The sequence below is a fragment of the Streptomyces sp. NPDC023541 genome (assembly GCF_055559995.1).
On sequence record NZ_JBVHJO010000001.1, the window covers coordinates 709162 to 735773 of the forward strand.

24 protein-coding genes are annotated in these 26612 nt (G+C 70.8%); 12 read left to right on the forward strand and 12 right to left on the reverse strand.

Annotation, left to right across the window (positions count from 1 at the left end; translation table 11 throughout):
- Positions 1 to 88 precede the first annotated feature (88 nt).
- From ACZ3X1_RS03385 to ACZ3X1_RS03405, 5 genes are all read right to left on the reverse strand, one after another.
- Complete coding sequence (locus tag ACZ3X1_RS03385; RefSeq protein WP_356810963.1) at positions 89 to 898, reverse strand: SDR family oxidoreductase; 810 nt, start codon at positions 896 to 898, stop codon at positions 89 to 91.
- Positions 899 to 912: 14 nt separating this feature from the next.
- Positions 913 to 1659 (reverse strand): SDR family oxidoreductase, encoded by a 747-nt coding sequence (locus tag ACZ3X1_RS03390; RefSeq protein WP_356810964.1) that lies wholly within the window; start codon positions 1657 to 1659, stop codon positions 913 to 915.
- Positions 1660 to 1995: 336 nt separating this feature from the next.
- Complete coding sequence (locus tag ACZ3X1_RS03395) at positions 1996 to 2409, reverse strand: CBS domain-containing protein (RefSeq protein ID WP_467276038.1); 414 nt, start codon at positions 2407 to 2409, stop codon at positions 1996 to 1998.
- Positions 2410 to 2646: 237 nt separating this feature from the next.
- Positions 2647 to 3741: a carboxylate-amine ligase gene (locus ACZ3X1_RS03400; protein WP_467276039.1), complete on the reverse strand. Its 1095-nt coding sequence runs from the start codon at positions 3739 to 3741 to the stop codon at positions 2647 to 2649.
- A 252-nt stretch (positions 3742 to 3993) separates the two neighbouring features.
- Positions 3994 to 4395 carry an ATP-binding protein gene (locus ACZ3X1_RS03405; RefSeq protein ID WP_467276041.1) on the reverse strand — a complete coding sequence of 134 codons (402 nt, stop codon included), beginning with the start codon at positions 4393 to 4395 and terminating at the stop codon, positions 3994 to 3996.
- A 453-nt stretch (positions 4396 to 4848) separates the two neighbouring features.
- On the opposite strand from ACZ3X1_RS03405, the gene ACZ3X1_RS03410 reads away from it, so the two are divergent.
- The gene (locus ACZ3X1_RS03410; protein WP_467276043.1) at positions 4849 to 6066 is read left to right on the forward strand and encodes a PP2C family protein-serine/threonine phosphatase; all 1218 of its coding nucleotides are present in this window, start codon (positions 4849 to 4851) and stop codon (positions 6064 to 6066) included.
- Positions 6067 to 6472: 406 nt separating this feature from the next.
- On the opposite strand, the gene ACZ3X1_RS03415 is transcribed toward ACZ3X1_RS03410, so the two are convergent.
- A complete protein-coding gene (locus tag ACZ3X1_RS03415; RefSeq protein ID WP_467276045.1) occupies positions 6473 to 7141 on the reverse strand; it encodes a hypothetical protein in 669 nt (222 codons plus the stop codon).
- Between the two features lie 622 nt (positions 7142 to 7763).
- Between ACZ3X1_RS03415 and ACZ3X1_RS03420 the strand changes: the two genes are divergently transcribed.
- The 3 genes from ACZ3X1_RS03420 (at position 7764) to ACZ3X1_RS03430 (ending at position 14048) form a co-directional block, all read left to right on the forward strand.
- Complete coding sequence (locus tag ACZ3X1_RS03420) at positions 7764 to 8414, forward strand: hypothetical protein (RefSeq protein WP_467276047.1); 651 nt, start codon at positions 7764 to 7766, stop codon at positions 8412 to 8414.
- Positions 8414 to 12958 carry a putative T7SS-secreted protein gene (locus ACZ3X1_RS03425; protein ID WP_467276049.1) on the forward strand — a complete coding sequence of 1515 codons (4545 nt, stop codon included), beginning with the start codon at positions 8414 to 8416 and terminating at the stop codon, positions 12956 to 12958. The genes ACZ3X1_RS03420 and ACZ3X1_RS03425 overlap by 1 nt, the downstream gene beginning before the upstream one ends.
- A 607-nt stretch (positions 12959 to 13565) precedes the next feature.
- Positions 13566 to 14048 (forward strand): barstar family protein, encoded by a 483-nt coding sequence (locus tag ACZ3X1_RS03430; RefSeq protein WP_467276051.1) that lies wholly within the window; start codon positions 13566 to 13568, stop codon positions 14046 to 14048.
- Between the two features lie 566 nt (positions 14049 to 14614).
- Here ACZ3X1_RS03430 and ACZ3X1_RS03435 read toward each other — a convergent pair.
- A complete protein-coding gene (locus ACZ3X1_RS03435; RefSeq protein ID WP_467276053.1) occupies positions 14615 to 15580 on the reverse strand; it encodes a pirin family protein in 966 nt (321 codons plus the stop codon).
- 118 nt (positions 15581 to 15698) lie between these two features.
- On the opposite strand from ACZ3X1_RS03435, the gene ACZ3X1_RS03440 reads away from it, so the two are divergent.
- The 7 genes from ACZ3X1_RS03440 to ACZ3X1_RS03470 all read left to right on the forward strand — a co-directional run bounded on the left by ACZ3X1_RS03440 (position 15699) and on the right by ACZ3X1_RS03470 (position 20510).
- The gene (locus ACZ3X1_RS03440) at positions 15699 to 16049 is read left to right on the forward strand and encodes a tetratricopeptide repeat protein (RefSeq protein WP_467276057.1); all 351 of its coding nucleotides are present in this window, start codon (positions 15699 to 15701) and stop codon (positions 16047 to 16049) included.
- A 70-nt stretch (positions 16050 to 16119) separates the two neighbouring features.
- Complete coding sequence (locus ACZ3X1_RS03445; protein ID WP_467276060.1) at positions 16120 to 17325, forward strand: methyltransferase; 1206 nt, start codon at positions 16120 to 16122, stop codon at positions 17323 to 17325.
- A gap of 28 nt (positions 17326 to 17353) precedes the next feature.
- Positions 17354 to 18106 carry a MerR family transcriptional regulator gene (locus tag ACZ3X1_RS03450; protein ID WP_467276061.1) on the forward strand — a complete coding sequence of 251 codons (753 nt, stop codon included), beginning with the start codon at positions 17354 to 17356 and terminating at the stop codon, positions 18104 to 18106.
- Between the two features lie 107 nt (positions 18107 to 18213).
- A complete protein-coding gene (locus ACZ3X1_RS03455) occupies positions 18214 to 18843 on the forward strand; it encodes a DUF6230 family protein (RefSeq protein ID WP_356810971.1) in 630 nt (209 codons plus the stop codon).
- Positions 18834 to 19424, forward strand: a complete 591-nt coding sequence (locus ACZ3X1_RS03460; protein ID WP_467276063.1) for a DUF6114 domain-containing protein — start codon at positions 18834 to 18836, stop codon at positions 19422 to 19424. Before ACZ3X1_RS03455 ends, ACZ3X1_RS03460 begins: the two co-directional genes overlap by 10 nt.
- Positions 19421 to 20071 (forward strand): hypothetical protein, encoded by a 651-nt coding sequence (locus tag ACZ3X1_RS03465; RefSeq protein WP_467276065.1) that lies wholly within the window; start codon positions 19421 to 19423, stop codon positions 20069 to 20071. Before ACZ3X1_RS03460 ends, ACZ3X1_RS03465 begins: the two co-directional genes overlap by 4 nt.
- Before the next feature lie 127 nt (positions 20072 to 20198).
- The gene (locus tag ACZ3X1_RS03470; protein ID WP_467276067.1) at positions 20199 to 20510 is read left to right on the forward strand and encodes a DUF2087 domain-containing protein; all 312 of its coding nucleotides are present in this window, start codon (positions 20199 to 20201) and stop codon (positions 20508 to 20510) included.
- Here ACZ3X1_RS03470 and ACZ3X1_RS03475 read toward each other — a convergent pair.
- The gene (locus tag ACZ3X1_RS03475) at positions 20486 to 21247 is read right to left on the reverse strand and encodes a metallophosphoesterase (protein ID WP_467276069.1); all 762 of its coding nucleotides are present in this window, start codon (positions 21245 to 21247) and stop codon (positions 20486 to 20488) included. The genes ACZ3X1_RS03470 and ACZ3X1_RS03475 overlap by 25 nt on opposite strands.
- Before the next feature lie 348 nt (positions 21248 to 21595).
- On the opposite strand from ACZ3X1_RS03475, the gene ACZ3X1_RS03480 reads away from it, so the two are divergent.
- Positions 21596 to 21796 carry a DUF5988 family protein gene (locus ACZ3X1_RS03480; RefSeq protein WP_362622487.1) on the forward strand — a complete coding sequence of 67 codons (201 nt, stop codon included), beginning with the start codon at positions 21596 to 21598 and terminating at the stop codon, positions 21794 to 21796.
- 33 nt (positions 21797 to 21829) lie between these two features.
- Here the strand turns inward: ACZ3X1_RS03480 and ACZ3X1_RS03485 are convergent, their stop codons facing one another.
- The 4 genes from ACZ3X1_RS03485 to ACZ3X1_RS03500 all read right to left on the reverse strand — a co-directional run bounded on the left by ACZ3X1_RS03485 (position 21830) and on the right by ACZ3X1_RS03500 (position 26580).
- The gene (locus ACZ3X1_RS03485; protein WP_467276072.1) at positions 21830 to 23254 is read right to left on the reverse strand and encodes a dihydrolipoyl dehydrogenase family protein; all 1425 of its coding nucleotides are present in this window, start codon (positions 23252 to 23254) and stop codon (positions 21830 to 21832) included.
- Positions 23255 to 23295: 41 nt separating this feature from the next.
- A complete protein-coding gene (locus tag ACZ3X1_RS03490; protein ID WP_356810978.1) occupies positions 23296 to 23703 on the reverse strand; it encodes a thioredoxin family protein in 408 nt (135 codons plus the stop codon).
- A gap of 82 nt (positions 23704 to 23785) precedes the next feature.
- Positions 23786 to 25225, reverse strand: a complete 1440-nt coding sequence (locus ACZ3X1_RS03495) for an aldehyde dehydrogenase family protein (RefSeq protein ID WP_467276075.1) — start codon at positions 25223 to 25225, stop codon at positions 23786 to 23788.
- Between the two features lie 155 nt (positions 25226 to 25380).
- Positions 25381 to 26580 (reverse strand): thiolase family protein, encoded by a 1200-nt coding sequence (locus tag ACZ3X1_RS03500; RefSeq protein WP_390074043.1) that lies wholly within the window; start codon positions 26578 to 26580, stop codon positions 25381 to 25383.
- Between the last annotated feature and the right edge of the window lie 32 nt (positions 26581 to 26612).

Sequence of the window (26612 nt, forward strand, 5' to 3'; positions counted from 1 at the left end):
GGGCACGCCGCCGCCGGCCCGCACGGCGCCCGCTGTGCTCCCGCGCCTGCGTCAGTGCGTCGTCGGGGGCGCCGGGTGGGGGCGGCCCTCAGGGCCGGCGCCACCGGTCGTGGTCCATGTGCGACCCGGCCATGGGTCCCATCCGCAGCATGCCGCCGTCCACTGTCCAGGAGGCGCCGGTGACGTAGGAAGCCGAGGCTCCCGCCAGGAAGGCGATGACGGCGGCGACCTCGTGGGCGTCGCCCGGCCGGCCGGCGGGAATGCCCGGCCGGGGCTCGGTACGCACGTCCTCGTCCTCCTGGCCGGTCATGGGGGTCGCGATCTCTCCGGGAGCCACGGCATTCACGGTGATTCCGTGTTCGGCGAGTTCGAGTGCCATCACCTGCGTGAGGAGTCCCAGTCCGCCCTTGGCCGCGCAGTAGGGGCCGGCGCCGACGCGCGGCTGGTGTTCGTGGACGGAGGTGACGTTGACGATCCGGCCGCCGGTGCCCTGTCGGATCATGTGCCGGGCCGCCCGCTGACCGCACAACAGCGGGCCCACGAGGTCGACGTCGAGGACCTGGCGAACAGTGGCCAGGTCCAGGTTCAGGAAAGGGATGGCGGTTCCGGTGCCCGCGTTGTTCACGAGCACGTCGATGCGCCCGAGTCCCTCGGCGAGCCGGTCGATGACGTCGGCGGCGGCGGGAAGGTCGGTGAGGTCGAGCCGGGCGAGCACGGCGCGCCGGCCGCGCGCCCGAACTTCATGCGCCGTGCGCTCGGCTCCCTCTTCGTCCTCGTGCCAGGTGATGCCGACATCCAGTCCGGCCGTGGCCAGATGCACGGCGACGGCGCGGCCGATTCCGGAGTCGGAGCCGGTGACCACCGCCGTGGTGGGGGAAAAACTCAAAGGGCTGATCATGGCCGCGCCTCCCGTCAGGGCCAGGAGGGTTCACGACGGGGCACCACGACCAGTTCCCCGACCACGCTCCCGGCGGGCACGGACAGCGCGTACATGACCGTGTCGGCGACGATCTCCGGACTCTGGAGCAGTGCGGTGTCGGCTTCCGGGAACCGGTCCATGATGAAGGCGGTCTCCATTCCGCCGGCGATGATCCCGGTGACACCGATCCCGGTGCAGTCCCGCTGCGCCTCCTTGAACAGGGTGTGGGTGAACGCCCGCAGCCCGGACTTGCTCGCCGCGTAGGGGCCCGCTTCCGTCCAGGTCCGGTTGGCGGCGGTGGAGAGGATGTTGACGATGTGGCCCCCGCCCGCGGCCACCATGCGCCGGTACGTCTGCAGGCACAGGTACATCGGGCCGAGCAGGTTGGTGGTCACCACGTGTTTGACTTCCTCCGCGGTCAGGTGCTCGACGGACTTCGACACGTCGACGGCCGCATTGTTGACGAGGACGTCCACCCGACCGCCGTCGGCCTCGACGTCCCCGAGGACGGCCGCCACCGCGTCGGGGTCACACACGTCCATCTCGACGAAGCGGGCACGGCCGCCCGCCACGACGAGGTCCGCGCAGAGCTCCTGAGCGAGGTCCTTGCGTACGTCGGCGACCAGGACGGAGGCGCCGGCTGCTGCGAGCCGCCGCGCGATGGCGGCGCCCAGACCCCGGGCCCCGCCGGTGACCAAAGCCTGCTTGCCCGTCAGGTCGACCTGTGCGGCGCTGTTCATGCTGTGCCTTGCCTTCCCTCGGTTCCGGCGGGCCGGCGCCGCCCCGGGTGGGGAGGGGGCCGGCGCCGTCGCGTCTTGTGGGACTCACTCTGCGCAGGGGTCGGGCACCGGGCGCGCGGGGTTAGGCCACCAGGCGGCGCCGGCGTTCCTTTCCGGGTACCCGGCCGCGTCCATGGACCGGGCAGGGACTGGACCGCTGGGTCATGACGCCGGTCGGCCGCCCCGCTCGTACTCGCCCCGACCGGCGAACGGTTCTCGTACGGCTCCGGCGAGTGATCCGGCTCCGCTGCGAGGCTGCACGCGCTGGGGCCGGCGTGTCGTCCGCGGCAGCGTTCCTCAGCTGGAGATGGCTTCGAGGAGATCTCCGACCTGGGGATCGGGCAGGGCACGGGCCACATCAGCCTGGGCGACGATGCCGACCAAGTCGTGACCATCGATCACTGGCAGCCGCCGTACGTGGTGCTCGGACATCGTGCGGAGGATCTCGGAGGCGTCGTCGTCGGCGCCGATCGTCACGGCCTCGCCCTGTGCAAGATCGCCCGCCTTACAGGTCGCCGGGTCCTTGCCAACGGCGAGAACCTTGGTGACGACGTCCCGGTCGGTGAGCATGCCCTTGAGCTTGTGGTCGGTACCGCAGATCGGCAGCGCACCGACGTCGAGGCGTGCCATCTTCCGCGCCGCCTCCAGCACGGTGGATTCGGCATCGATACATTCGGGTTCCGGAGTCATGATGTCGCGTGCGGTAGTCATCGCAGCCACCCCGTCTCTGAGGATCGACAGGCTCCCGCCGGGCCCCTGCCCCTTATTCCCCCACCTACGCATGGACAGCCGCTGGTGCATCGCCACCGTGCCTCGTGCCGTAGCGCCAAGTGCGAAGCTGCCGCGCAGGGCCGGTGCGGCGAGCCTCGTCCGCACCGAGCGGGCGCACGTCTCAGACCGCAGGCGTGAGGCGTGGACAGAGCGCAGCGCGGCGGTCGAAGCGGGGTGTCAGGCGGTGGGTGCCGCGTCGGTGATCAGTGCCAGGAGGATCGGCAGGCCGCCCTCGGCCAGGGCACGCCGCTGCCGATCTGCTGGAGTGCCCTCGCGCAGCAGGCGGTGCGCCAGGGCGCTCACCTCCCGCAGATCCCCGGCGTCCTCCAGGACTGGGGCGATGTAGTGCATGAGCGCATGCACGACGTCACCACTGCTGTGCGGGTGGCCGGTGAGGTCCAAGAGCGTGCTGTTCAGGCCGTGGCGGGCCGCGTGCCAGTTGCCCGCCTGCAGGATTTCCGGAGGGCACGGCGGTGGAGGTGGCTTTCCGGTCTTCTCGTCGGCAATCGCCGTGGCGACCAGTGCCCGAACCATGCTGGCGATCATCACCGCGTCGTCGGCCCCGAGCTGGACGTCGGGGCAGCGGACCTCCACGGTGGGGTACCGGTCGGACAGCCTGGCCTGCCAGTACACCTGCCCTCGGTCGGCGATCACACCGGACTGCACGAGCGCGTCCAGGCGCCGCCCGTAATCGGCGAGTCCGGCGAAGTGCGGGGGCGGACCGCTGACCGGCCACCGGCCGAAGACGACGGTGCGCCAACTTGCGAAGCCGGTGTCCCGACTGTCCCAGAACGGCGAGTTCGCGGACACGGCCAGCAGGGTCGGGAGCCACGGCCGGATCCGGTTCAGCACGGCCACCCGGGTGTCCGCGTCGGGAATGCCCACGTGGACGTGCATCCCGCAGATCAGCTGCTCGTCGACCAGTTGTCGCGCCTCGCCCTGCATCCGCAAGTACCTGGGTTTACGCGTGACCGGCACGGCCGAGGTTCCTCGCACCGGCGCCGCTCCCGTCGCCGCGATCCGGCAGCCGTGCACCTCGGCAGCCGATGCCAGGGCGTGTCGCAGCCGCAGCAGATGGCCTGCGACCTCATCAAGCCGGCGACAGACGGGGGTGGCTACCTCGATCTGGGCCTGGAGCAGTTCCTCCTGCACCTCGCCCTCCTCGGCGAGGGGACCGATACCGGCCGTACCGCGCACTTCTTCCACGAGCGGAGCGGGGATGCCCGCTGGGCCGACCAGCAAGTACTCTTCCTCGACTCCCACCGTGAGCATGTCCTGCGGCTACCCGCCCGTTCTTTGATCACCCCAGCAGGGACGGTTCAGGCGGTGGGCCGGGGTCTGCGACCCGCACGTCGACGTCCTGGGGCACTGCACGCGGGACGGATCATCGCGCAGGCCGTACCGCGGCGGAGATCAACTGCCGTGCCTCCTACTAGGACAGGCCGTAGACCTGCGACCCGTCGCCAAGGGGGATCGAAGTGGCCTCGAATCGACCTCGCGAGACCCCCTGAGCCAAGAGAAGGCCTAGGTGCGGCCCAGGTGGACGTGGATGGTCTTGCCGCCCTGTTCCCCGAGGTGACGCACGTCGACCTCTGTGCCGAGCCGGTTGACGAGGTGCCAACCCCATCCGCCTTCACCCCGCTGACCGGGGTTCCGGAGTCGGGGATCGGCACTGCTGGTGTCGCTGACATCGACGTCCAGCCCGCCGTCGGGTGTCCTGTGCAGTTCCAGCACGCAGCCCCCGGACGTGTGGCGGACGGCGTTGGTGACCAGCTCGCTGATCACCAGCAGGGCGGTATCGCACGCGACGGGCGTGAACGCGCGGGCACCCGCGTGGGACGGCCGCAGGAAGCCGCGCGCTGCACTCCTGGCAGCAGCCGCGGCACCCGGACCGTTCAGCTCCAGGTGCACGAGGGGGAGGGGCATGGGTCGGCTCCGAAGGCTTCGACGGGTCCAGGGGCGTACTGGGCGACGCCCTCCGTTGTGCCCCTGCCCGTTCCGGCCCGGCCCAGTCGCCCCCGCCGGCGGATACGCCGGCCATCAGGCCGGCGGGCCCTCACGTCACTCGTCCTGCTCAGCGTCCGCGGGCACCTTGCCGCGCAGGGGCAGCGGGACGCCTCGTGGGGTGAGGGCGGCGGGAAGCATGCCGCCGGCGGTGGCCGGCACGGCCTCGTCGCAGGCTCCCCCACAACGCTCCGTCTCGGTTGTCCCGGGGCACGCGGGACGGAGAGCTCTCACCCGCCCCGGGTCCCCCACCCGCCGGAATCCGTCCCGCCGTGCCGGTCGCTTTCGCGGCGGGGGAGGACGAGGATGGAGCAGGGGCCGCCGGTTGGAATCGAGGCGCGCGATGGCTCGTGACGCTGCGGAAGCAGCGCGGCAGTGACCGCGGAGGAGACCGTCCCGGTGGGGCCGGAGGGTCTGGGGCCCGTTCTGGCTTGGGTGCTCGAGCGCTCCCACGGTGCGTCCGCACTGCAGTTGCCCAGGGTGATCGGCGAGGCCGCCCGCCGGCTCGGGATCATGCGGACCCGTCTCTACCTGGCCGACCTGCAACAGCGGCGGTTGCTGCCGCTGCCCCAGCCCGACCTCACGGTCGAGGAACGTGAAGGCCTCGACGTGGACAACTCCCTCGCCGGTCTGGCCTACCGCACCCAGGAAGTGCAGTCGACGCGTGGCGGGGACACGAGCTGGTTCCCCATGATCGACGGCATCGAGCGGATCGGCGTCATGCAGGCCCTCACCTCCAGCCCCGACCCCGGGCTGCCGGAGGCCGGCCGGGCGCTGGCGAGCCTGGCCACCCTCCTGGTGGTATCGAAGTCCACCCACCACGACCCGCTCGTCCAGCGGCAGCGCGTACGGCCGGTGACCCTCCAGGCCGAACTGCTGTGGGCGTTCCTGCCGCCCCGGACCATCGGCACCGACCTGGCCACTTCCTCCGCCGTACTGGAGCCGGCGTACGACATCGGGGGCGACGCCTTCGACCACAACTTCATCGACGAGGTCCTTCACCTGACGCTGGTCGACGCGATGGGCCACGACCTCGCTTCCGGGGGCGCCAGCGCCGCCGCTCTCGCCGCGTGCCGCTCCACCCGCCGCTCGGGCGGCAACCTCCCCCACATCGCCTGCGCCATCGACCGCACCCTGGCCCAGTGGATTCCGAACCGGCTCATGACCGCCGTCATCGCCGAACTCGACACCGTGCAAGGGGACTTCACCTGGATCAACTGCGGCCATCCGCCGCCGCTCCTCATCCGCGACGGCCACGTTCTGCAGAACGCCCTCGAACGCCCGGCCCATCTCCCCCTGGGCTTCGGCTTCCACACCCCCGACCCTCCGGCACAGGAACACCTGCGGCTCCAGCCCGGGGACCGCGTCCTGATGTACAGCGACGGCATCACCGAAGCGCGCTCCCCCGAGGGCGACCTCTTCGGCGAGAAACGCCTCGCCGACACCGTCATCCGCTCCACCGCCTCCGGCGACAACGCCCCCGAAGCACTGCGCCGCCTCGTCCGCAGCGTCCTCACCCACCACCGGCACCACCTGCACGACGACGCGACGATCCTGCTCATCGAATGGCACCCCTCCCCCCGTGCGCACTGACCACGCCGGCCGGAGGGAACGGCCGGCAGCGCCGGTCGCCCGACCCGGCGGCGGTGTCGGACGCGTGCGGCCGGGCAGGGGCAAAAGGCGATCCTCGCCGGGGAAAGCACCGCCGACCGCGACGACATCGGAGCCTGGGCAGCTGCTCGTACGCACGGGCGCGGCCCGCTCGCGGGCCTGTGCATCTCATGGCATCAGACCGGTTCCGCGCACCCTTCCCCTGGGCTGCAGGCGAATCGGGGGAAGTGCCGGGGCCGGAAGCGGAGGGCCGTCGTAGCCCTTCACCTCGCCGAAGCGGGTGCCGTTCATCCAGTCTTCGCCGGATCTACAAGGACACCTGAACCGGTCGTCGCTGCGTGCCCGAGGGCCCCCACGAACGAACGGCGGGCCCCTCAGGGACGGTCGGTCAGGGTTTGGCGGCGATCTGCTTGCTTACCTCGTTGCGGATGGTGGCCACGGTTGCGGCGAACGTGTCGAGGTTGATGGAGGCCGGCGGAGTGTCGAAGTCGACGCTTCCGACGACGGCGATGACCGCTGACTCGTCTGCCCAGGTGCATTCGGGTTCGAGGCTGATGAACGACTGGCCGGCCTCGTGACGCCTCTTTGTCACGCGGCACGACAGAGGTTCGCCGCCGGAGGGGGTGATAGCGCGCGGGCCGACGACCGTTTCCTGCGGGAATTCCCATCGGCGGTCCAGCGTGTCCAGCATGTGAGTGCGCGCCTGTACCGGGCTGGGCACGAACCCCTGCACACCAGTGACGGTCAGGATGTCCGCGGCCTTGTTCTTATCAGGACTGGAGGGTCCCTCGTAGGCCGCGAAGACGGGGACCGGGTTGTCGATCCAGTCGGAGAGGCCGCGGGCGAGGGCTTGATCAGGCTCGGCGTGCTCGGTCTCCTTGTACTTTCCCTTGAGCAGGGTGGGCGGCAGGACCACCCGGTAGGGACCGGGCTGCGAAACGGCCTCGGGCTTCCCGCCGCCCCAGCCGCCCGGCCCGGCACTCGGGTCGCCGCTGCCGCAGGCTGTCAAGACGCCCACCGTCATCGCGCATACCGACAGCCGTCCCCAGTGCTTCACTTCGTACCCCCGTTGCCCCTCTGTTCTTGATCAAGAACACTCTGTCACGAAAGCCGTTGACGGGGTGATCGGTCTCGTACGCAACCCGCATACCTGGGGGCAGGCGCTTGGACAGGTTCCGACGCTCCAACCGTCTGGCCGCCGTCACAAGATCCCCGACAGCCCCCGTAATTCCCCAGGTAGTGACCCCTAAGTTCCCGTGTGGTCGTTGCCGGCCGGGGTCCCGGCGAACGTCGACCTCGCCTCTCTTCGTATCGCCACCCGAGCTGTGGCTCGCCCAGGACCTCGCTGCCGACGTGCGCGGCGAGCTACTGGGCTCTGGTCCGGGCCCGTCGGCTGCCCCCGTGGACGAGATCAGTGGGGTGCTCAGTCGACCGACCCAACTGGGTCTCATCGCCGTGGAAACGATCTGGGCTTCGTCGTACTTCGCGATGCCGTATTGGTCCGCCTCTGGTTCGTCGGGCCACAAGCCGTGCCAGTCGATGGCGGCCAGGCCCTGGCTCTGCGGGCACTGGCCGGGACATGCCGCAGTGGTCCGCTGACCTGGCCGAACGTCGACGCTCGGCACCGGAGCTGTCGGTCTTCTCGTGTAGCGTCTTCGGGAACCTTGGGGGTAGGGATCATGAGTGGTGGCAGCGCAGACCTGGAGATGGATCCGGTCGCGGTTCGGAACATCCAGGACGGTCTGCGTTCCGCGGTCGGGGAGTTGCGTGAGTTCGCGATGGGCACCTCGGCCGTGGCGGGTGGCGGTATGAGCCAGCTGGCGCCGACGGGTATGGAGGCTGGTCATCCGGCGGTCGCGGCGGCGTTGGAGGGGTTCTGCGAACGCTGGGATATGAGCGTGAGCAGTCTCTTCGTCATGACCAGTGGGCTCGCCGAGCGCCTGGGTATTGGGGCCGGCTCGGTGTGGGAGGAGGACCAATACCGCAGGGGCACTTTCAAGGTGCTGGTCAACGCCGGTATCGGCAACCCCTACGCGTCGGAGGACGAGGTCGAGAAGAAGTCCATGGACGCGATCCTGTCGGATCACGCGTTCAAGCGGGAGACGCCGGAGCAGGCGCGTCAGGCCAGGGAGGACTTCGACCGTACGTGGGCGGACACCAAGCGCGACATCCTCAACGATGGGTTCGGCGGCGGCGTGTTGGAGGACGTGGCCGAGGCGCAGGGCATGGACCGCGAGACCCTCGACCGTCTCCGCAACCCGCAGGGCGCGGACCAGCAGGGTGGCGATCAGGACAGTGATCAGAGCGGCGATCAGGGGGGCAGTTTCTGATGGGGGACGGCAACTGGCTGGAGAAGGGTGCCGCCTTGACGGGCGAGGCCGTCGAGTGGCTCGGCGACAAGAGCGCCGACGTGTTGGAGGATGTCGGCTGGCAGGGGGGTGCCAACGCTGTCCGAAACACGGCGAACTCTGCGGCGAACCGTCTGGGCGCCGACGTCGGGGAGGTCGAGCTCGGCCAGAGCGACGATCCCAAGCAGTTGGTCCACGGCAGCGCGAGCAGCCTGCGGACGACCGCCGGGCACCTGAGTGACTTCCACGCGGCCTTTACCCGTACTGGGGATGGCCTGAAGAAGTTGGGCACGGACGGCATCAAGGGCGCCACGGCCGACGCCTTTCGGGACTCCGTCCAGGAGAAGGCGCCCCGCTGGTTCGCGGCCGCGGCCGCCTTCGAGACCGCGGCCGGCGCAGTCGGCCGCTTCGCCGACACGGTGACCTGGGCACAGGGGCAGGCCAAGGAGGCGATCGACGACTACAAGACCGCCGTCAAGCTGTCGGAGAACGCCCACGCCGCCTACGACACGTGGGTCAAGGACTACGAGTCGGCTGTCAAAGCTCAGCAGGATCCTCTTCCGGCCCGCCCCATGGGTTTCACCGACCCCGGTGCGGACGGCATCAAGGCCGCCCAGCAGAAGCTGGCCGAGGCGCGGCGCCAGCGCGACGACGTGGCCCGCTCGGTGGCACAGGCGCTTGAAAAGGCCCGTGACGCGGCGCCGAAAGTGTCGGCCGCCGACGCCGCGCTGGTCGAGATCGTCCGCAAGGGCGCGGAGGCCGAACACTTCCTCGGCGGAATCGCCAAGGGCGCGGCCGGCCTGGTCAACTTCGGCCGCGCGCTCAGCCCACAGGACCCGTACAACATCACCCACCCGACCGTGGCCCAGATGGGCCTCAAGAGCATGGGTGCCGGCTTCCTCACGGCGGCCAACGACCCTGCCGCAGCGGCCAAGGCCATGGCCGACAGCGCGATGCAGGACCCCTTCGAGTTCGGCGGCAAGCTCGTCCCTGAAGCCGCCGGCCCCAAGGGGGGTGGCCTCCTGTCCGGCGCTGCCCGCCGAGCCGCCGGAGCCGCCCGCCTCGCCGACGACCTGACACATACGCCGAAGAGGCCGGGGGGACCGAAGGAGCCAGCTCCCTCGGCCGGTGACGAGCTGCGCCACGATCCGCACGACAAGTCCCGCGAATCCGACTGCAAGACCTGTCGGGAGGATCCGGTCGACGTCGCGACGGGCCGGATGACGCTCCCCCAGACCGACCTGGTCCTGCCCGGCTCCCTGCCGCTGGTGTTCAGCCGGACGTTCGAGTCGTCGTACCGCCTGGGCCGCTGGTTCGGCCCCACCTGGGCCTGCACCGTCGACCAGCGGCTGGAGTTCGACGACGAGGGCGTGGTCCTGGTCAGCGAGGACGGCAGCCTGCTCGGCTACCCACACCCCTCGCCCGACGCCCCCGTACTGCCACGACTGGGCCGCAGCTGGCCGCTGGAACAGCAGGACGACGGCAGCTACACGGTCACCGACCTCAACACCGGACAGGTCCGACACTTCACCGAGGACGGCCTGCTCACTCAGATCGACGACCGCAACGGCGCCTGGATCACCTACACGTACGACGAAGCAGGCGCCCCTGCCGCCATCTCCCACAGCGGCGGCTACGAGGTCCGCCTGACGACCTCCGATGGCCGAATAACCGGCCTCGCCTTGGCCGACGGCACCCAGGTCCTGCGCTACGGCTACACCGACGGCCACCTCACCCAGGTCACCAACTCCTCGGGCCTGCCACTCCGTTTCGGCTACGACGAGCTAGGCCGGATCACTTCCTGGACCGACACCAACGACCGTCACTTCGACTACGTCTACGACGACCAGCACCGGTGCGTCGCCCAGTCCGGCACCAACGGCCACCTCAACGTCCGATTCACCTACGAGCCGGGCCGCACCACCCTCACCAACTCCCTCGGCCACACCACGCAGTTCCTGGTCAATGACCGAGCCCAGATCACCGCGGAGATCGATCCCACCGGCGCGACGACCCGCTTCGAGCACGACCGCCGCAATCGCCTCCTGGTGCACACCGACCCGCTGGGCCACACCACCCGCTTCACATACGACGAGGCGGGCCGGGTGACCGGCGTGACCCGACCGGACGGCCGTGCGTCGCGGGCGGAATACAACGCGCTCGGCCTGCCGGTGAAGCTGATCACTCCGGACGGCAGGGTGACCCGCCAGACCTACGACGACCACGGCAACCGCACCTCGGTCACCGACCCGTCCGGCGCCACGACCCAATTCGGGTACGACAGCCGCGGCCACCTCGCCTCGGTGACAGACGCCCTGGGCAACACCACGACGGTCCGCTGCGACCCGGCGGGCCAGGTCGCCTCAGCGACCGACCCCCTGGGCGGGACAACAACGTATGTCCGCGATGCCTTCGGCCGCCCGATCGCCATCACGGACCCGCTGGGCCACACCACGCACCTCACCTGGAGCATCGAGGGCCGCCTCCTGCACCGGGTGAACGCCGACGGCACCGCGGAGTCCTGGACGTACGACGGCGAGGGCAACTGCCTGACCCACACGGACGCGATCGGCGGAGTCACAAACTTCGAGTACGGCGACTTCGACCTCCTCAACACCCGCACCGGGCCGGACGGCACGCGCTACACGTTCACGCACGACATGCAACTCCGCCTGACGGGGGTCACCAACCCGCAAGGGCTCACCTGGAACTATGCCTACGACGAGGCGGGACGGCTGGCTTCGGAGACGGACTTCGACGACCGAACCCTCACTTACGGGTACGACGCTTCGGGGCGCCTGACCTCCCGCACCAACGCCGCGGGCGAGACCACGGCGTACGAGCACAACACACTCGGGCAGGTCGTCCGCAAGGACGCGGCCGGCCTGGTCAGCACCTACGAGTACGACGTCTTCGACGCCCTCGCGACGGCATCCTCGCGGGAGACCACGGTCGCCTGGCTCCGCGACGCCAGGGGCCGGCTCCTGTCGGAAACGGTGAACGGCCGCACCCTCACGTACGACTACGATGCTCTGGGCCGCCGCACCAGCCGCATCACCCCCACGGGCGCCGAGTCCCACTGGACGTACGACGAAGGAGGCCGGCGGACCTCCCTCACCACGGCCGGCCGCACGCTGACGTTCGAGCGGGACGCGGCAGGCCAAGAGCTGACCCGGACACTCGGCCCGTCGCTCACCCTCACCCACGAGTACGACGTGATGGGCCGCCGCAACGCCCAATCCGTAGTCGGCCAGGACGGCCGCACCCTCCAGCGGCGCGGTTACAGCTACCGCGCCGACGGCTACCTGACCGGCATCAAGGACATCGTCACCGGTTCGCGCAGCTTCACCCTGGACGCGGCGGCCCGCGTGACAGCGGTGGATGCCGCGTGCTGGTCGGAGCGCTACGCCTACGACGAAGCCGGCAACCAGACCAGTACCTCCTGGCCGCCCCAGCACCCGAACGGAGACGCACAAGGCGCCCGCACCTACGCAGGCACTCGCATCATCCGGGCGGGATCGATCCGCTACGAGCACGACGCCCTGGGGCGCGTCACCCTCCGCCAGAAGAGCCGTCTCTCCCGTAAGCCGGACACCTGGCGGTATGAGTGGAACGCGGAAAATCAGCTCACTGGTGTCACGACCCCGGACGGCACCCGCTGGTGCTACCAGTACGACCCCCTCGGCCGCCGCACAGCCAAGCAGCGCCTTGCACAGACCGGTGAGGTCACCGAGGAAACCCTGTTCACCTGGGACGGAACCACCCTCTGCGAGGAGACCAGCGGCGCGGTCACCCTGACCTGGACCCATCAAGGCCTGCACCCCCTGACCCAGGCAGAGCGCATCGACCAGTCCGAGGTCGACGACCGCTTCTTCGTGATCGTCACCGATTTGATCGGCACACCCACCCACCTTCTGGCGGAGGACGGCACCACGGCGTGGCACACCCGCAGCACCTTGTGGGGCAGCACAACCTGGAACCGCGACGCGACGGCCTACACCCCGCTCCGCTTCCCAGGCCAGTATTGCGATCCGGAATCCGGGCTTCACCACAACTACTTCCGCACCTACGACCCGGAAACCGCCCGCTACCTCACCCCAGACCCCCTGGGCCTCACCCCGTCACCGAACCCGGCCGCCTATGTCCACAACCCCCTCACCTGGTCCGACCGCCTGGGCCTCGCACCCGACGGTTGCCCGGATCTCGGCGAGGATTGGAAACCTCTTGATATTAAGGACCCGAAGAACTGGAACGGATGCGAAGATGTCGCAGTAAAGATCCAGGAACAGTTGGGTGGTGGAGTGAGGTATCGCATCAGTAATGCCATTCCCAACCCGCTTGCCGAAGCTTACTCAATGGGCCCCTACCGTGGCACGGATCCCATTTGGTTCCACCACGATGTTGTCGTCTACGGTGATCGGGTCTACGACGGATTCACAGGCCGGTACGGACTACCGAGAGCCGAATACGATGCACTCTGGAGTCCAGACTACCTTGACATACTTCATTGGAGGCCACTCGATTGAGACTCTCAGAAATCATTCCGCATTTGCGAACCAGGCCTGGAATGTTTGGACTGGGTGAACAGTTCTCCAACTACACGGCCTTTCTGTACGGATTCTCGGCAGCCGATCAACATGGCGACCTTTCAAGGTACCGCAATTGGCTTGCGGAGCGACTCGCATTGGATGGCAGCCTTGGATGGGTTGGACTTGTGTTGCGCGAAGCGTTCCCTCTCGACAGCGGCAGGTGGGACTTTCATGCAGACCGCTCCGCAGAAGAGGAAAGGGTCGCGATCGCGACCTTGATTCGCACTCTCGAAGAATTCACGGAGGCAGGGACCTGAAGCATTAGAGCCGACGGCGGGAATTATCGTCCTGCTGGATTCACTGGACGCTCGTTTCCAGGCGTGCACGATCCAGGACGTCACCGGGGAACTGGACCGCTGGCTGCGGCACAGGCGCAGGGATGCCGATCCCGCGCACTGGTGGTGGCACCGCAAGCCGAAGCCACTCCGTGGTGACGGGCAAATCTGCCGTGGTGATCGAGTTCTCGGTATGGGTCGGCGATGACCCGAGCGGTTCGACCTGAGGGACACGGTGTGGGCAGAAGCCCTACTAGGTGGGTAGATCGATGAAGGAAGAGATGCCGGCGATCCGTATCGCCCCGTGGATGCACGTAATCACGCCAGGCGGTGGCGTACCCCTCGATGAACTCCTGCCCGCGTCGGGCAGCGTGTACGTGGCACGTCTCAACGGCCAGGAAATGCCCGACGCGGTGTCGGCGTTCCAACACTTCTCGGAAGTACTCAAGTTCCCTGAGTACTTTGGGTGGAACTGGAACGCCTTCTATGATTGCGTGCGCGACCTTAATTGGATTTCGGCGGACAATCGCATCCTGATTATCGAATCCGCCGAGAGTTCCCTTTCCCGGGACGACGATGGCCGCAAGAAATTCTTCGGATGCCTGTGGCGCGCTGGTCAGCGGTGGTCCTACACCAAGCGCCCTGAAGGCGTGACGCTCACAAAACTCTCCGTTGTCCTGTCATGCGACAAGGACTCCGTCTCCACCCTCGCGAAACGGATTGAAGAATGGCAGGAACAGCCCAACTGGTGAGCTGGCCCAGTCCGCTGCCTACAGCCAGTCGTCCAGTATCAGCGGTGCTCAACAGCAGCTGTCAATTTGGCAGCAGAGCAGTCGGGTCGCCCGGAGGGAAGACGTGGGCCGAGAAGCTCACTGGGGGCCGAGTGGCTCCGAGGTCTGCACAGACGGATTTGGCTTACGAGCCCGGCACGGGACCCGGAAGCCCACCTCGCGCAGACTGCACGGCGGACGCCGCTGCGACGACCGCCGCAGGGGTTGTCGGCTTCCCACAAGGGGTGACACCCGGGCGATCAGACTCTCGGTCCGGCCCTTGCGAAGCGCAGTGGGCAACCCGACCGGCACGTAGCCGGGAACAACTTCCAGACAAGCGCGGATCGCCGACGAAGCCGCTTCGACGTCTGTACCTGCACGAAGCCTCACCTGACGTAGCGTCAGGAAAGTCAGCATTGGGTCAGCATTCGTAGACATACACCCCCCCACGGACACCTACAGAGGGGGAAGGCCCCGCACGAGGCTTCAGTAACCGGAAGGCGTCTGACCCGCGCCCCGCGGGGTCACCTCTCTCCAGTTATCGCAGGTCAGCGCACTCGGCCGCGTGGTTTGAGGTGGGTCGGGGGCAGGTCAGGAGCCGGAAGTGGAGGGCCGCCATACCCCTTCACCTCGCCGAATCTGGTCCCAGTCATCCAGTTTTCGCGGGCCTGGGCGATCTCTTCGTGTGACCGTCCGATCCAGTTCCAGAACATCACGATCTCCTCCTCGAACGGCTCGCCGCCCAGGAGCATCAGGCCCGCGTCAGAGGCTGCGCGCAGGGGGAGTTCCGTACGGCCGCAGCCGAGGTAGAGCATCGAGCCCGGGAGGACCGGGACGCCGTCGACGTGGGCTTCGCCCGACATCGACAGGACGGCGTACTCGAAGTCCGGGTCCAGCGGGAGGCGGGTCTGCGTGCCCGCCGCCAGCGCCAGGTCCGCGCCCACGATCGGGGTGTACGCCGTGCCGGGCGAGGTGGCCGCGTCCAGGGTGCCGAGGATCACCGTCGCCGTCAGGCCCGGGGCCGTCACCTGCGGCAGGTCCGCGTGGTGCTGGAAGTGCGGTTCCACGTTGCGGTGGGCGTCGGGCAGGGCCACCCACAGCTGGGCGCCGTGCAGGAAACGCGCGTGCGGGCGCGGGCTCTCCTCGGAATGGCTGATGCCGCGGCCTGAGGTCATCAGGCCCAGCTCACGCGGGCGGATCGTCTCCAGGCTGCCGACGCTGTCACGGTGCAGCACCTCGCCCTCGTGGAGCCAGCTCACCGTCTGGAGCCCGGAGTGCGGGTGCGGCGCGACCTGCATGCCGGGCTCGTCGGCGATGTCGTCCGGACCGTAGTGGTCCACGAAGCACCAGGCGCCCACCATGCGGCGGCCCAGGTTCGGCAGGAGTCGGCGTACCTCGGTGGACTCCCCCAGCTTGACCGTGCGCGGGCTGAGGAGCTCGCGCACCGGTTCGGCCACGACGAATCCGCGGCCGCCGCAGGCGGAGAGAGCGGGCTGGCGATCGAGATTGCTCATGGGCACAACCTAGCCCCGCCGGGGCGGCCGTGTTGAGCGGAATGTTCCGGAGGCCAAGCGTGTTCGAGGCAGCGGACGAACCACCTGAACGAACCACCTGAACGGCGGAAGGCACACGATGAACGCGCCGGAGGAGTACTTCGAGCACGGGACGGCAGCCGAGCGCTGGGCGCGCGCCCAGCTCTTCTTCGAAGCGCGGGAGTACACGACGGCCGCCCGCATCCTGGAGCCGCTGGCGGGCGGGGCCCCCGAGCAGCTCGCCCCGCGGCTGCTGCTGGCCCGTGCCTACTACCACTCCGCCCAGCTCTCCCGCGCCGAGCGCGAGCTGCGCGCCGTACTGGAGCGCTGGCCGGTGGAGGACTACGCCCAGCTCATGCTCGGTCGCACTCTGGAGCGCATGGGGCGGCCCGGCGAGGCCCGTCCCCACCTGCGGATGGCGGCCGCGATGGCCGGCGAGTTCCCCGAGTAGCCGCCGTACTGCGACGGCCCGGCCCGTGCGTGCGGGGCCGGGCGGCCTCCTCGGTTAGCCTGGGGGCACGATGAACCGTCTGACCACGCCTTTCGGCTCCTACGAGCTCACCCGCTTCCCCGAGGACCCGCGCGACCGGCTCCGCGCCTGGGACGCCGCCGACGAGTACCTGCTGCGCCACCTCGACTCCGGTACGGGGGAACACGGTCCGGTGGACCTGGCCGGCGCCGGGCAGATCACCATCCTCGGTGACCGCTGGGGAGCGCTGACGACGGCGCTGGCCGCGTACCGCCCGACGCAGATCACCGATTCCTACCTCTCCCGGGCCGGTACCGCGGCGAACCTGGACCGGGCCGGGATCGGCACCGCCAAGTCCACGGTGCGGCTCCTGACCACGCAGGACCCGCCGCCCGAGCGGATCGACGTACTCCTCGTGCGCGTACCCAAGAGCCTGGCGCTGCTGGAGGACCAGCTGTACCGGCTGGCGCCGCACGTGCACGCGGGCACCGTCGTCGTCGGCACGGGCATGGTCAAGGAGATCCACACCTCCACCCTCAACCTCTTCGAGCGGATCCTCGGCCCGACCAGGACCTCGCTCGCCGAGAAGAAGGCCCGGCTGATCTTCTGCACGCCGGGCGCCGCCACCGCGACGCGGGGCGAAGACCCGTGGCCAGTGACGTACAAGCTGGACCAGGACGCGGGCTCGGGCGCCGGCCTGACCGCCGTCAACCACGCCGGCATCTTCTGCGCCGACCGGCTCGACGTGGGCACCCGCTTCTTCCTGCAGAGCATCCCGACCAACACCAACGGCGCCCGGGTCGTGGACCTGGGCTGCGGCAACGGCATCGTCGGCACGGCCGTCGCCGTCGCGGACCCGCGGGCCGAGATCGTGTTCACCGACGAGTCGTACCAGGCGGTCGCCTCGGCGAAGGCGACGTTCCGCGCCAACGTGCACCGCGAGCGCGAGCGGGCCGACTTCCTCGTGGGTGACGGCGTCGCCATGCTGGACCCCGGCTCGATCGACCTGATCCTGTGCAACCCGCCCTTCCACTCCCACCAGGCCACCACGGACGCGACGGCGCTGCGCATGTTCGCCCAGTCGCGCAAGGTGCTGCGCCCCCGCGGCGAGCTGTGGGTCGTCGCCAACCGGCACATGGGCTACCACACCCACCTGCGCCAGCTCTTCGGCAACAGCGAAGTCGTCGCGAGCGAGCCGAAGTTCGTGGTCCTGCGGGCGGTCAAGGAGGAACGTCCGCGGCCCGCACGCCCTATGTGACCTGCCGGTACGTCCTACACTCTGGCGCGTGAGCAGCCAGGTGGAGGACGGAAGCGGTGGCGGGCGCTACCGCCGGGAGGACGTGGCCCGGGCGGCCGGCGTCAAGGTGCGCAACCTGCGCTACTACCAGGAGCGCGGGCTGCTCCCGCCGCCGCGCCGGGAGGGCCGGATCGCCTGGTACTCCGACGACCACCTGACCCGGCTGCGGCTGATCAACGACCTGTTGGGGCGCGGCTACACGGTCAACGGCATCTCGGAGCTGCTCAGCGCGTGGGAAGACGGCGGCGGCCTGTCCCAACTGCTGGGCCTGGAGCAGGAGATGACCCGCGACTGGGTGCAGGACGAGCCGGTGACGATGACCCGGGCCGCGCTGCGCGAGCTGTTCGGCCCGACGGCCACCGCCGAGGACACCCGGCGGGCGGCGGAGCTCGGCTACCTCACGGTCGACGGCGACCTGGTCACGTACCCGAGCCGGCGTCTGCTGGATGCGACGCTGGCGCTGGTGCGGCAGGGGGTGCCGCTGGCGGAGATCCTGGACGCCGGGGAGTTCGTACAGGCGCAGGCGGCCGCGCTCGCGGACCGGTTCGTCGGCCTGTTCCGGCGGCATGTGATCGGTGCGGAGGGACTGGAACTGCTTTCGGCCAGTCGGCTCCAGCACATCACGGCGGCGGTGAAGGCCCTGCGGCCGGTGGCCGGCGAGGTCGTGACCACGGAGTTCGCGCGGGCGATGGCCCGGCGGGTGGACGCGGAGGTCGCCGAACTGCTGCGTACGGACCAGTAGGAGTCGGCTCAAAGGGTGCGCTCGCACAACCTTGCCAACCACCATTGGTACTCTTACATTCAACTCGTCGGTAACAACGGTGCACAGCCGAAATAAGGGACGATCCCATGACCGGTTCCCCCCACTTATCCGACGAGCACAGCGCATCCGGCCGCGTCCGCTGGCGCCGGTTCGCCGTCCTGACCGTTCCCGCCGTCGCGGTGACCGCCGGCCTCGGCATCGCCCTCGCCCAGGGCGTGCTGGCCGCCTCTTTCGCCGTGTCGGGACAGCAGTTCAAGGTGTCGGCGAGCAGCCTGGAGGGCGAGGGCTTCGCCCAGTACGGCGGCGTCGACGTCAACGCCCGCGACGAGCTCATCCCGGTGGCCGTCACCGCCATCCGGGAGGCCAAGCTCCAGAACCTCTGCCAGTCCGTCGTCACCACGCTCCCCGTGGTCGGGGACATCTCGCTCAACCTGACCGCGGGCGGGAAGACCCCGGTGGAGGCGAGCAACCTCTTCGTCGACGCGACCCAGCTCGCCGGTGACGCCGTCTTCAGCAACATCGAGATCGGGCGCGACGCCTCGACCCTCGACAAGGGGCCGGCCGACGCGCAGGGCATGCAGGACCTCTTCGCCCAGCAGGCCGACACGGTCCGCATCACCGGTCTCCAGCAGACGGCGTGGGCGACGAACGCCGGCACCTTCAAGCTCTCCGGGCTCAGCATGAACGTCAGCAAGGGCAAGAAGGAATGCTTCTGAGCCGCCGTCAGCGGTGGCGGCGGTGGCGGCGCAGCAGGCCCTTCTGGGGCGGGCTGTTCGCGATCCTGGCCGGGGCGTGGATCTGCGTCCTCCCACTGGCGCCGTTGAAGATCATGCTCCAGCAGGGGGTGGCGGGGATCCCGTCCGTCCTGATGGGCATCGTGATGGTCGTGCTGGGCCTCACCGCCTGGTTCTCGCCGCCGCAGCGCGGTCTCGCGGGTGTCCTCACCACCCTGATCGCCACCGCCGCGCTGGTCCTGTCGAACCTGGGCGGCTTCCTGATCGGCACCCTCCTCGGCATCCTCGGCGGCGGCCTGATGTTCGCCTGGCAGCCGTACGCCGCCCAGCGCGCCGACGGCGGAACCGGGGCCGGGACCGGGGCGGAGCCCGACCCGGCTCCGGTCCCGGCTCCGGCTGCGGTCGCGGTCGCGGTCCCGGCATCGGACAAGCGCCGGGCCCAGGACCTGGACGAGACCCCGGTCCCGGCTCCGGCCCCGCCCCGGGCTTCCGCCCCGGTCCCGCCCCGAAGCGCGCCCCCGCCCCCCACCCCGCACTCCGATCCCCAAGGAGCACAGCCATGAGCCGCACACGTACCGCGCTCGCCCTCGGGACGGCCGCCGCCGGCGCCATCGCGCTCGCCTCGGTCACCGCCTCCGCCGCTCCCGTGCCCGTGGCCGGGTCGACCACCGTCACCCCGGCGGGCCACGACTTCAAGGCCGTCCTCAGCGGGAAGGCCACCCTCAAGGCCGGTTCGGTGACGGTGACCTGCACGGTCTCCGTCTCCACCGGAACGGTGCCGGCCGCGCCCGGCAACAGCAACCCGGCCGGGCCCGTCTCCTCGCCGATCTCGCCGCCGACGTACAGCTCCTGCACGTCCAGCATGCCGGGGGTGACCCCGACGGTCACCACCAGCGGTGCGTGGGCGGTGTCCATGCAGGACGGCGCGCCGATCACCGCCACCATGACCGTGCCGACCGGCGGGCTGGTCCTCAAGACGAGCGGGCTCGCCTCCTGTACGGTCACCGCCGCCCCCACGGCCCCGGCGAGCGTTCCCGGCACCTGGGCCAACGGCAGCCCGTCGACCCTGACCTTCACCAACGCGTCCGTACCGGTCAAGGTCACCGGCGGGTTCGGCTGCCCGACCAGCGCCACCGCGTCGGTGTTCAACGCGGTCTACAAGGTCTCCGACGTCACCGACCCGGCGCAGGACATCACCGTCGGCCCCTGAGCCCGACCGCCGTACCGCGCCCGGCCCGTCCTCCCCGGAGTCAATCCGGGGGGGGCGGGCCTCACTTCTCGTGGCCCGGGCGGAAATTGCGTTGCCGGACCCGGTGCGCCGCGAGAGGCTCGTTGTCATGTCACAGAGCACCGAACCCCCGCAGCAGTCCGCCCCGCGGCCGGGCCGCCGGGACGTCTCCGACCTCTTCTCCGGCGGCGGCCGCCTCACCGCGATCCCGCGCAAGGCCGCCCGGCGTGAACAGCTCCTCGTCCACCTGGCCGAGACCCTGTTCACGGTGGAACGCACGTACACGGAGCCCGAGGTGAACGACGCGCTGCGCACCGTGCACGAGGACTGTTCGGCGCTGCGGCGCTATCTGATCACCTCGGGCCTGCTCACGCGGACCCGCGACGGACGCAGCTATCAGCGGTCCACGACCACCCGGTAGTGGGTCGTGAGCCGGCCGTCGTCACCGAGCACGTGGAAGGCGACGGACGGCGGTTCGTCGAGGTGCACGTGCTCGGAGGACCCGGTGCGCCCCTCCCACGGCAGCCGGAGGGTGGACACGACCCCGGGTGCCACCAGGAGCGGTCGGCCGGCGAAGGTGGTGGCGGCCGCGGTGTGGGCGTGCCCGCACAGGAACGCCGCCAGGTGCGGGTGCCGCTCCACGAGCGCGGCGAGCCTGTCCTCGCCGAACTGGCGTATCCCGTCGACGTACGGGGTGTGCAGCATGACCGGCGGGTGGTGGAAGGCGACCAGGACAGGGGTGTCCCGCGGGGTGTCGGTCAGTACGCCGTCCAGCCAGGCCAGCGTCGACTCCTCCAGGAAGCCGTGGTGCGCACCGGGGACGGAGGAGTCGCACACGGCGAGCACGAAGCCGTCGCCGCGCAGCTCCTGGTCGACCGGCAGCGCGGACGGGGTCTCCTCCCCCAGCAGTCCGCGGCGGAAGGCGGCGCGCCCGTCGTGGTTGCCGGGACAGACCACCAAGGGGTGGCGTGACCGAAGCAGCTTCGCGGCCTCCTGGTACTCCGCGTCCTCGGCGTGGTCGGCTATGTCCCCGCTCACGAGTACGGCGTCCAGGTCGTGGGGCAGGCCGTCGAGGTAGTCCATGACGGCGCGGGTGCGGTCGGCGGCGCGCCGGTCACCGTCGAGGTGTACGTCGCTGAGGTGGGCGATCACGATCACGGGCGGTGCCTCCTGGATCCTGGATCCCTGGTCGACAGATGCGGTCGACACGTTCAACGGCGCTGACGGGCCGCGCCGTTCCCACCGTTCCCCGCGAGTCGTCAGGCGCTGCGGCACTGTCGGGTGCGGCGTACCAGCACCCAGCCCGCCGTCGTGAGCACCAGTGCGCCACGGGTGGTGCCCGTACCGCCGACCGTGACGCCGGATGCGCCACCGGCCGAGCCGCCCCCGACGGTAGCGCCGGCCGGCTGTCCAGGGCCCCGACGGCGGACCCGACGGCGGTCCCGACGGGATCCCGATGGCGGCCTTCCTGATGCGGGCGGCCTCACGGCTGGCAACACTGGGGGCATGGCGAACAAGGCAGCCCTGGAGGGCGGCCCGGACGATCTGCAGGAACGGATCGTCGAGGCCGCCCCTCCCGGAGAAGACCTGAAGATTGCGCACCGCGGCGGCTACGAGCACTTCAGGAGCACGTCGCGGACCCAGGACGGGCCCGAGGGGCGGCTCCCCGTCTACGAGTGGTGGGAACGCACCGAGATCGCCGAATGAGGCCCGCCGCGGCGGCCCGGGCCCGCCCCCGCCTCAGCCGCGATAGGTCTCCAGCAGGCGGAGCCAGATCTCGCTGACGGTCGGGAAGGCAGGTACCGCGTGCCACAGGCGCGCGATCGGGACCTCTCCGGCGACGGCGACGGTCGCCGCGTGCACCAGTTCGGCGGCGCCGGGGCCCACGAAGGTGGCCCCCAGCAGGACCTCGCGGTCGAGGTCGACGATCATCCGGGCCCGGCCGCGGTAGCCGTCGGCGTACAGCCCGGCGCCGGAGACCTTGGACATGTCGTAGTCGACCGCGCGCACCCTGTGGCCCGCCTGTTGGGCCTCGGCCAGGCTGAGGCCCACCGCGGCGGCCTCCGGGTCGGTGAAGACGGCCTGCGGGAGCGCGCGGGTGTCGGCGGTCGCCGCATGGGCGCCCCAAGCGGCGGTGTCCAGTGGGGTGCCCGCCGCGCGGGCGGCGATGGCGGCGCCCGCGATGCGGGCCTGGTACTTGCCCTGGTGGGTGAGAAGGGCGCGGTGGTTGACGTCCCCGACGGCGTAGAGCCAGTCGAAGCCGGGCACCTGGCAGGTTTCGTCGACCCCGATCCAGCCGCCGGGCGCCAGCCCGACGGTGTCCAGCCCGATGTCCTCGGTCCGCGGCGCGCGACCCGTCGCCATCAGCAGTTCGTCGCCCTCGACGACCTCCCCGCCCCCCAGCACCACGCTGACGGGCCCGGTCGAGCCGTCCCGTACGACCGACTCGACGGCCACCCCCGTACGGATCACCGCGCCCGCCTCGCGCAGGGCGTCGGCGACGAGCTCCCCCGCGAAGGGCTCCATCCTCGGCAGCAGCCGGGAGCCGCGTACGAGGACGGTCACCTGCGATCCCAGAGCCTGCCAGGCGGTGGCCATCTCACAGGCCACCACGGAACCGCCCACGATGATCAGCCGACGGGGCGCCTGGCGCGCGGAGGTCGCCTCCCGGCTGGTCCAGGGGCGGGCGTCGGCAATGCCCGGCAGGTCGGGGACCACGGCCCGGGTCCCCGTGGCGACGACCACCGCGTGCCGGGCCGACAGCACCTGGTGCTCGCCCTCGGGGCTGGTGACGGCCACCTTGCGGACCCCGAAAAGGCGGCCGTGGCCGCGGTGGACGTCGGCGCCGGTGGAGTCGAGCCAGTCGATCTGGCCCTGGTCCTTCCAGTCGCCGACCCAGTAGTCGCGGTGCGCGTACACCGCCGCCGTGTCCAGAGGCTCGGCGGCGCCCGCCAGCCCGGGCACCCGGCGGGCGTCGGCCCGCGCCAGCACCGGGCGCAGCAGCGCCTTGCTGGGGATGCACGCCCAGTACGAGCACTCTCCGCCGACCAGTTCGCTCTCCACGAGGGCCGTGCTCAGCCCTGCGGCGCGGGTCCGGTCGACGATGTTCTCGCCGGCCGGTCCCCCGCCGAGCACCACGACGTCGTACTCCACGACTTCATTCATGCGGCCCAGTCTCACCGCTGATCGGTGGCCCCGTCACGCACTCACGCCTCCGGCGTGCCGGACCCGTCGCCGCCGGGGTCCTGCGCGCCCGGCTGGGAGGCGGCGATCTTGGCGCGTACCTCGTCCATGTCGAGGGCGCGGGCCTGCCCGATGAGGTCGGTCAGGGCCGCCTCCGGCAGGGCGCCGGGTTGGGCGAAGATGGCCACCTGGTCCCGGACGATCATCAGGGTCGGGATCGAGGTGATCTGGAAGGCACCGGCCAGCTCCTGCTGGGCCTCGGTGTCCACCTTGGCGAAGACCAGGTCGGGGTGGGCCTCCGAGGCCCGCTCGTAGACCGGTGCGAACTGCAGGCACGGCCGGCACCAGCCCGCCCAGAAGTCGATCAGCACGAACGGATTCTCGCTGACCGTCTGGTCGAAGTTCTCCTTGGTGAGCTCGACTGTAGCCACGGTGTCCAGACCTCCTGATAGAGCCGTCTGCTGGTTGAACGAACGACCCGTCCCGTGCATTCCGCCCCGGAGCGGGGCGCTCTCAGAACGGGTGGCCGGCGGGCGTGGTGCGTGCCGTGGTCCAGCGCAGTTCGGTGAAGGCGTCGAGGTTCGCCTCGCCGCCGAAGCGGGCGCCGGTCCCGGAGGCGCCGACACCGCCGAAGGGCGCGACGGCCTCGTCGCCCACCGTCTGGTCGTTGACGTGCGCGATCCCGGTCGGAATGCGCTCCGCCAGGTCGAGGCCGCGCCCCGCGTCGCGGGTGACGATCCCGAGGGACAGGCCGTACGGTCCCGCCGAGGCCAGTTCCACCGCCTCGTCGTCCGTCGCGAAGGACCGTACGGGAGCGACCGGGCCGAAGACCTCCTCGGCGTAGGCGGGGGTGTCGTCGGCGGCGCCCGCGAGCACGGTCGGCCGGTAGAAGAGGTCGCGGTGCGTGCCGCCGGCGACGAGCTTGGCCCCCGCCGCGGTGCTGGCCTCCACCAGCGCGTGTACCCGCTCCAGCTGGGCGCGGTCGATCAGCGGGCCCAGGTGGACCTGCTCGCGGTACGGGTCGCCCACGGCCAGTTCCTCGGCGCGCGCGGCGAGCCGCTCGACGTACTCGTCGTAGAGCGAGGCGTGCACGAGGTGGCGGCCCGCCGTCATGCAGATCTGGCCCTGGTGGAAGAAGGAGCCCCAGGAGGCCTGGGCGACGGCGGCTTCGACGTCGGCGTCGCGGAGCACGACGAGAGCCGAGTTGCCGCCCAATTCCAGGTGCACGCGCTTGAGGTGACGTCCCGCCAGTTCCGCGACGGTACGGCCGACGGCGGTGGAGCCGGTGAAGGAGACCACCCGCACCCGCGGGTCGGCGACCACCGCCGCGCCCGTGGCGGCGCCGCCGGGCAGGACGTGCAGCAGCCCGTCCGGCAGCCCCGCGGCGGTGAGGACCGCGGCGAGCGCGAGTCCGCCGCAGACGGCGGTGCGCGGGTCCGGCTTGAGCAGCACGGCGTTGCCGAGCGCCAGCGCCGGCGCGACCGAGCGGATCGCCAGGATCAGCGGGGCGTTGAAGGGTGCGACGACCCCGACCACGCCGGCCGGGACCCGGCGGGTGAAGGACAGCCGGGGCGCCTCGCTCGGCAGCACCTGCCCGGTCGGACGCGAGGCCAGCGCCGCCGCCTCGTAGCACTCCTGCGCGGCGACGTGCAGCTCGAAGGCGGCCTTGCCGGGTATCGACCCGGACTCGCGCACCAGCCACTGCCGCAGCTCGTCGGCGTGGGCGGTGAAGAGGTCCCCGGCTCGGCGCAGTACGGCCGCCCGCTCGGGGTGGGTGGTGCGGGCCCAGGCGCGCTGCGCCGCCCGGGCGCGTACGGCGGCCTCCGCGACATCGGCGGGCGCGGCGAGGTCGAGGGTGGCGAGGGTGCGGCCGGTCGCCGGTTCGACGACCGGGGCCGCGCCGCCGGTGAGTGTGGGTCCGTCCTGCCAGAGCGTCGGGTCGAGGAGCGGCATGGCGCGGGGCCTCCGGGTGGGGATGGGCGGGATGCCGTGCGAGGGGGGCGGCAGCACGCGCCATCGTGCCAGACCGGAGGCGCCACTTCTGTTCAGTTATTGGGCAGTTGGCGAGGGGCACTGACCGGAAACGATCGACGCCCTGGGGGCGGGGGTCAGCGCTCCAGGACGAGTGCGATGCCCTGTCCGACGCCGATGCACAGCGCCGCCATGCCCGTACCGGAGCCCGCCGCGGCCAGTTGGTGCGCGACCGAGCCGGCGAGCCGGGCGCCAGAGGCGCCGAGCGGGTGGCCGATCGCGATGGCGCCGCCTCGCGGGTTGACCACGGCCGGGTCCAGCTCCGGCCAGGCCGCCAGGCAGCCCAACGCCTGTGCCGCGAAAGCCTCGTTGAGTTCGAGGACGGCGAGGTCGCCGAGACCGCGTCCGGCCTTGCCGAGGGCGCGCTGTACTGCGTCCACCGGGCCGAGGCCGAAGAGCTGGGGCTCGATCCCGGTGACGGCGGAGGCGCTGATCCGGGCCAGCGGTTCCCGGCCGGTGGCAGCCAGGCCCGCCTCGTCGGTCAGCAGCAGCGCGGCCGCACCGTCGTTGAGCGGGGAGGCGTTGCCGGCCGTGACTGTGCCCCGGCCGTCCGTCCGGAAGGCGGGCTTGAGCCTGGCCAGCGCCTCGGGCGTGGAGCCCTCGCGGATGCACTCGTCCCGCGCCAGGTCCACGCCGTCGTAGGGCACGACCTCGCCGTCGTACAGGCCGGCGGCCCAGGCGGCCGCGGCCTTGCGGTGGCTCTCCAGCGCGAAGGCGTCCTGTGCCTCGCGTGTGACGGCGTACTTGTCGGCGATCAGTTCGGCGCCCTCACCGAGGGAGCCGGTCCACTCGGCGGGCATCCGCGGGTTCGTCATCCGCCAGCCCAGCGTGGTGGACCACATCTGCTGGTGCCCGGCGGGGAAGGCCCGTTCGGGCTTCTGGACCACCCAGGGGGCGCGGCTCATCGACTCGACGCCGCCCGCGATGGCCACCGAGGCGTCGCCGAGCGCGATGGCGCGGGCCGCCTGGACCACGGCCTCCAGGCCGGATCCGCAGAGCCGGTTGACGGTGACGCCGGGGACGGTCACGGGCAGCCCCGCCAGCAGTACGGCCATGCGGGCCACGTCGCGGTTGTCCTCGCCCGCGCCGTTGGCGTCGCCGAAGACGACGTCGTCGATACGGGCCGGGTCGAGGTCGGGCGTACGGTCCACCAGCGCGCGCACCACGTGCGCGGCCAGGTCGTCCGGCCGTACCCCGGCGAGGGCGCCGCCGAACTTGCCGATCGGGGTGCGGACGGCGTCGACGACGTATACGTCGCGGACGGTGCGGATGCTCATGGGGTCTCTCCTGGGCGGATCCGTACGGGCGC

What these genes read in the sequence shown, in the direction of transcription:
- ACZ3X1_RS03460 (WP_467276063.1), top strand. Translation starts at nt 18,834, where the DNA reads ATGCTTCTGAGCCGCCGTCAGCGGTGGCGGCGGTGGCGGCGCAGCAGG.
- ACZ3X1_RS03405 (WP_467276041.1), bottom strand. Translation starts at nt 4,395, where the DNA reads ATGCCCCTCCCCCTCGTGCACCTGGAGCTGAACGGTCCGGGTGCCGCG.
- ACZ3X1_RS03500 (WP_390074043.1), bottom strand. Translation starts at nt 26,580, where the DNA reads ATGAGCATCCGCACCGTCCGCGACGTATACGTCGTCGACGCCGTCCGC.
- ACZ3X1_RS03400 (WP_467276039.1), bottom strand. Translation starts at nt 3,741, where the DNA reads ATGCTCACGGTGGGAGTCGAGGAAGAGTACTTGCTGGTCGGCCCAGCG.
- ACZ3X1_RS03390 (WP_356810964.1), bottom strand. Translation starts at nt 1,659, where the DNA reads ATGAACAGCGCCGCACAGGTCGACCTGACGGGCAAGCAGGCTTTGGTC.
- ACZ3X1_RS03420 (WP_467276047.1), top strand. Translation starts at nt 7,764, where the DNA reads ATGAGTGGTGGCAGCGCAGACCTGGAGATGGATCCGGTCGCGGTTCGG.
- ACZ3X1_RS03480 (WP_362622487.1), top strand. Translation starts at nt 21,596, where the DNA reads ATGGCGAACAAGGCAGCCCTGGAGGGCGGCCCGGACGATCTGCAGGAA.
- ACZ3X1_RS03455 (WP_356810971.1), top strand. Translation starts at nt 18,214, where the DNA reads ATGACCGGTTCCCCCCACTTATCCGACGAGCACAGCGCATCCGGCCGC.
- ACZ3X1_RS03495 (WP_467276075.1), bottom strand. Translation starts at nt 25,225, where the DNA reads ATGCCGCTCCTCGACCCGACGCTCTGGCAGGACGGACCCACACTCACC.
- ACZ3X1_RS03395 (WP_467276038.1), bottom strand. Translation starts at nt 2,409, where the DNA reads ATGACTACCGCACGCGACATCATGACTCCGGAACCCGAATGTATCGAT.
- ACZ3X1_RS03465 (WP_467276065.1), top strand. Translation starts at nt 19,421, where the DNA reads ATGAGCCGCACACGTACCGCGCTCGCCCTCGGGACGGCCGCCGCCGGC.
- ACZ3X1_RS03430 (WP_467276051.1), top strand. Translation starts at nt 13,566, where the DNA reads ATGAAGGAAGAGATGCCGGCGATCCGTATCGCCCCGTGGATGCACGTA.
- ACZ3X1_RS03385 (WP_356810963.1), bottom strand. Translation starts at nt 898, where the DNA reads ATGATCAGCCCTTTGAGTTTTTCCCCCACCACGGCGGTGGTCACCGGC.
- ACZ3X1_RS03485 (WP_467276072.1), bottom strand. Translation starts at nt 23,254, where the DNA reads ATGAATGAAGTCGTGGAGTACGACGTCGTGGTGCTCGGCGGGGGACCG.
- ACZ3X1_RS03445 (WP_467276060.1), top strand. Translation starts at nt 16,120, where the DNA reads ATGAACCGTCTGACCACGCCTTTCGGCTCCTACGAGCTCACCCGCTTC.
- ACZ3X1_RS03440 (WP_467276057.1), top strand. Translation starts at nt 15,699, where the DNA reads ATGAACGCGCCGGAGGAGTACTTCGAGCACGGGACGGCAGCCGAGCGC.
- ACZ3X1_RS03425 (WP_467276049.1), top strand. Translation starts at nt 8,414, where the DNA reads ATGGGGGACGGCAACTGGCTGGAGAAGGGTGCCGCCTTGACGGGCGAG.
- ACZ3X1_RS03435 (WP_467276053.1), bottom strand. Translation starts at nt 15,580, where the DNA reads ATGAGCAATCTCGATCGCCAGCCCGCTCTCTCCGCCTGCGGCGGCCGC.
- ACZ3X1_RS03470 (WP_467276067.1), top strand. Translation starts at nt 20,199, where the DNA reads ATGTCACAGAGCACCGAACCCCCGCAGCAGTCCGCCCCGCGGCCGGGC.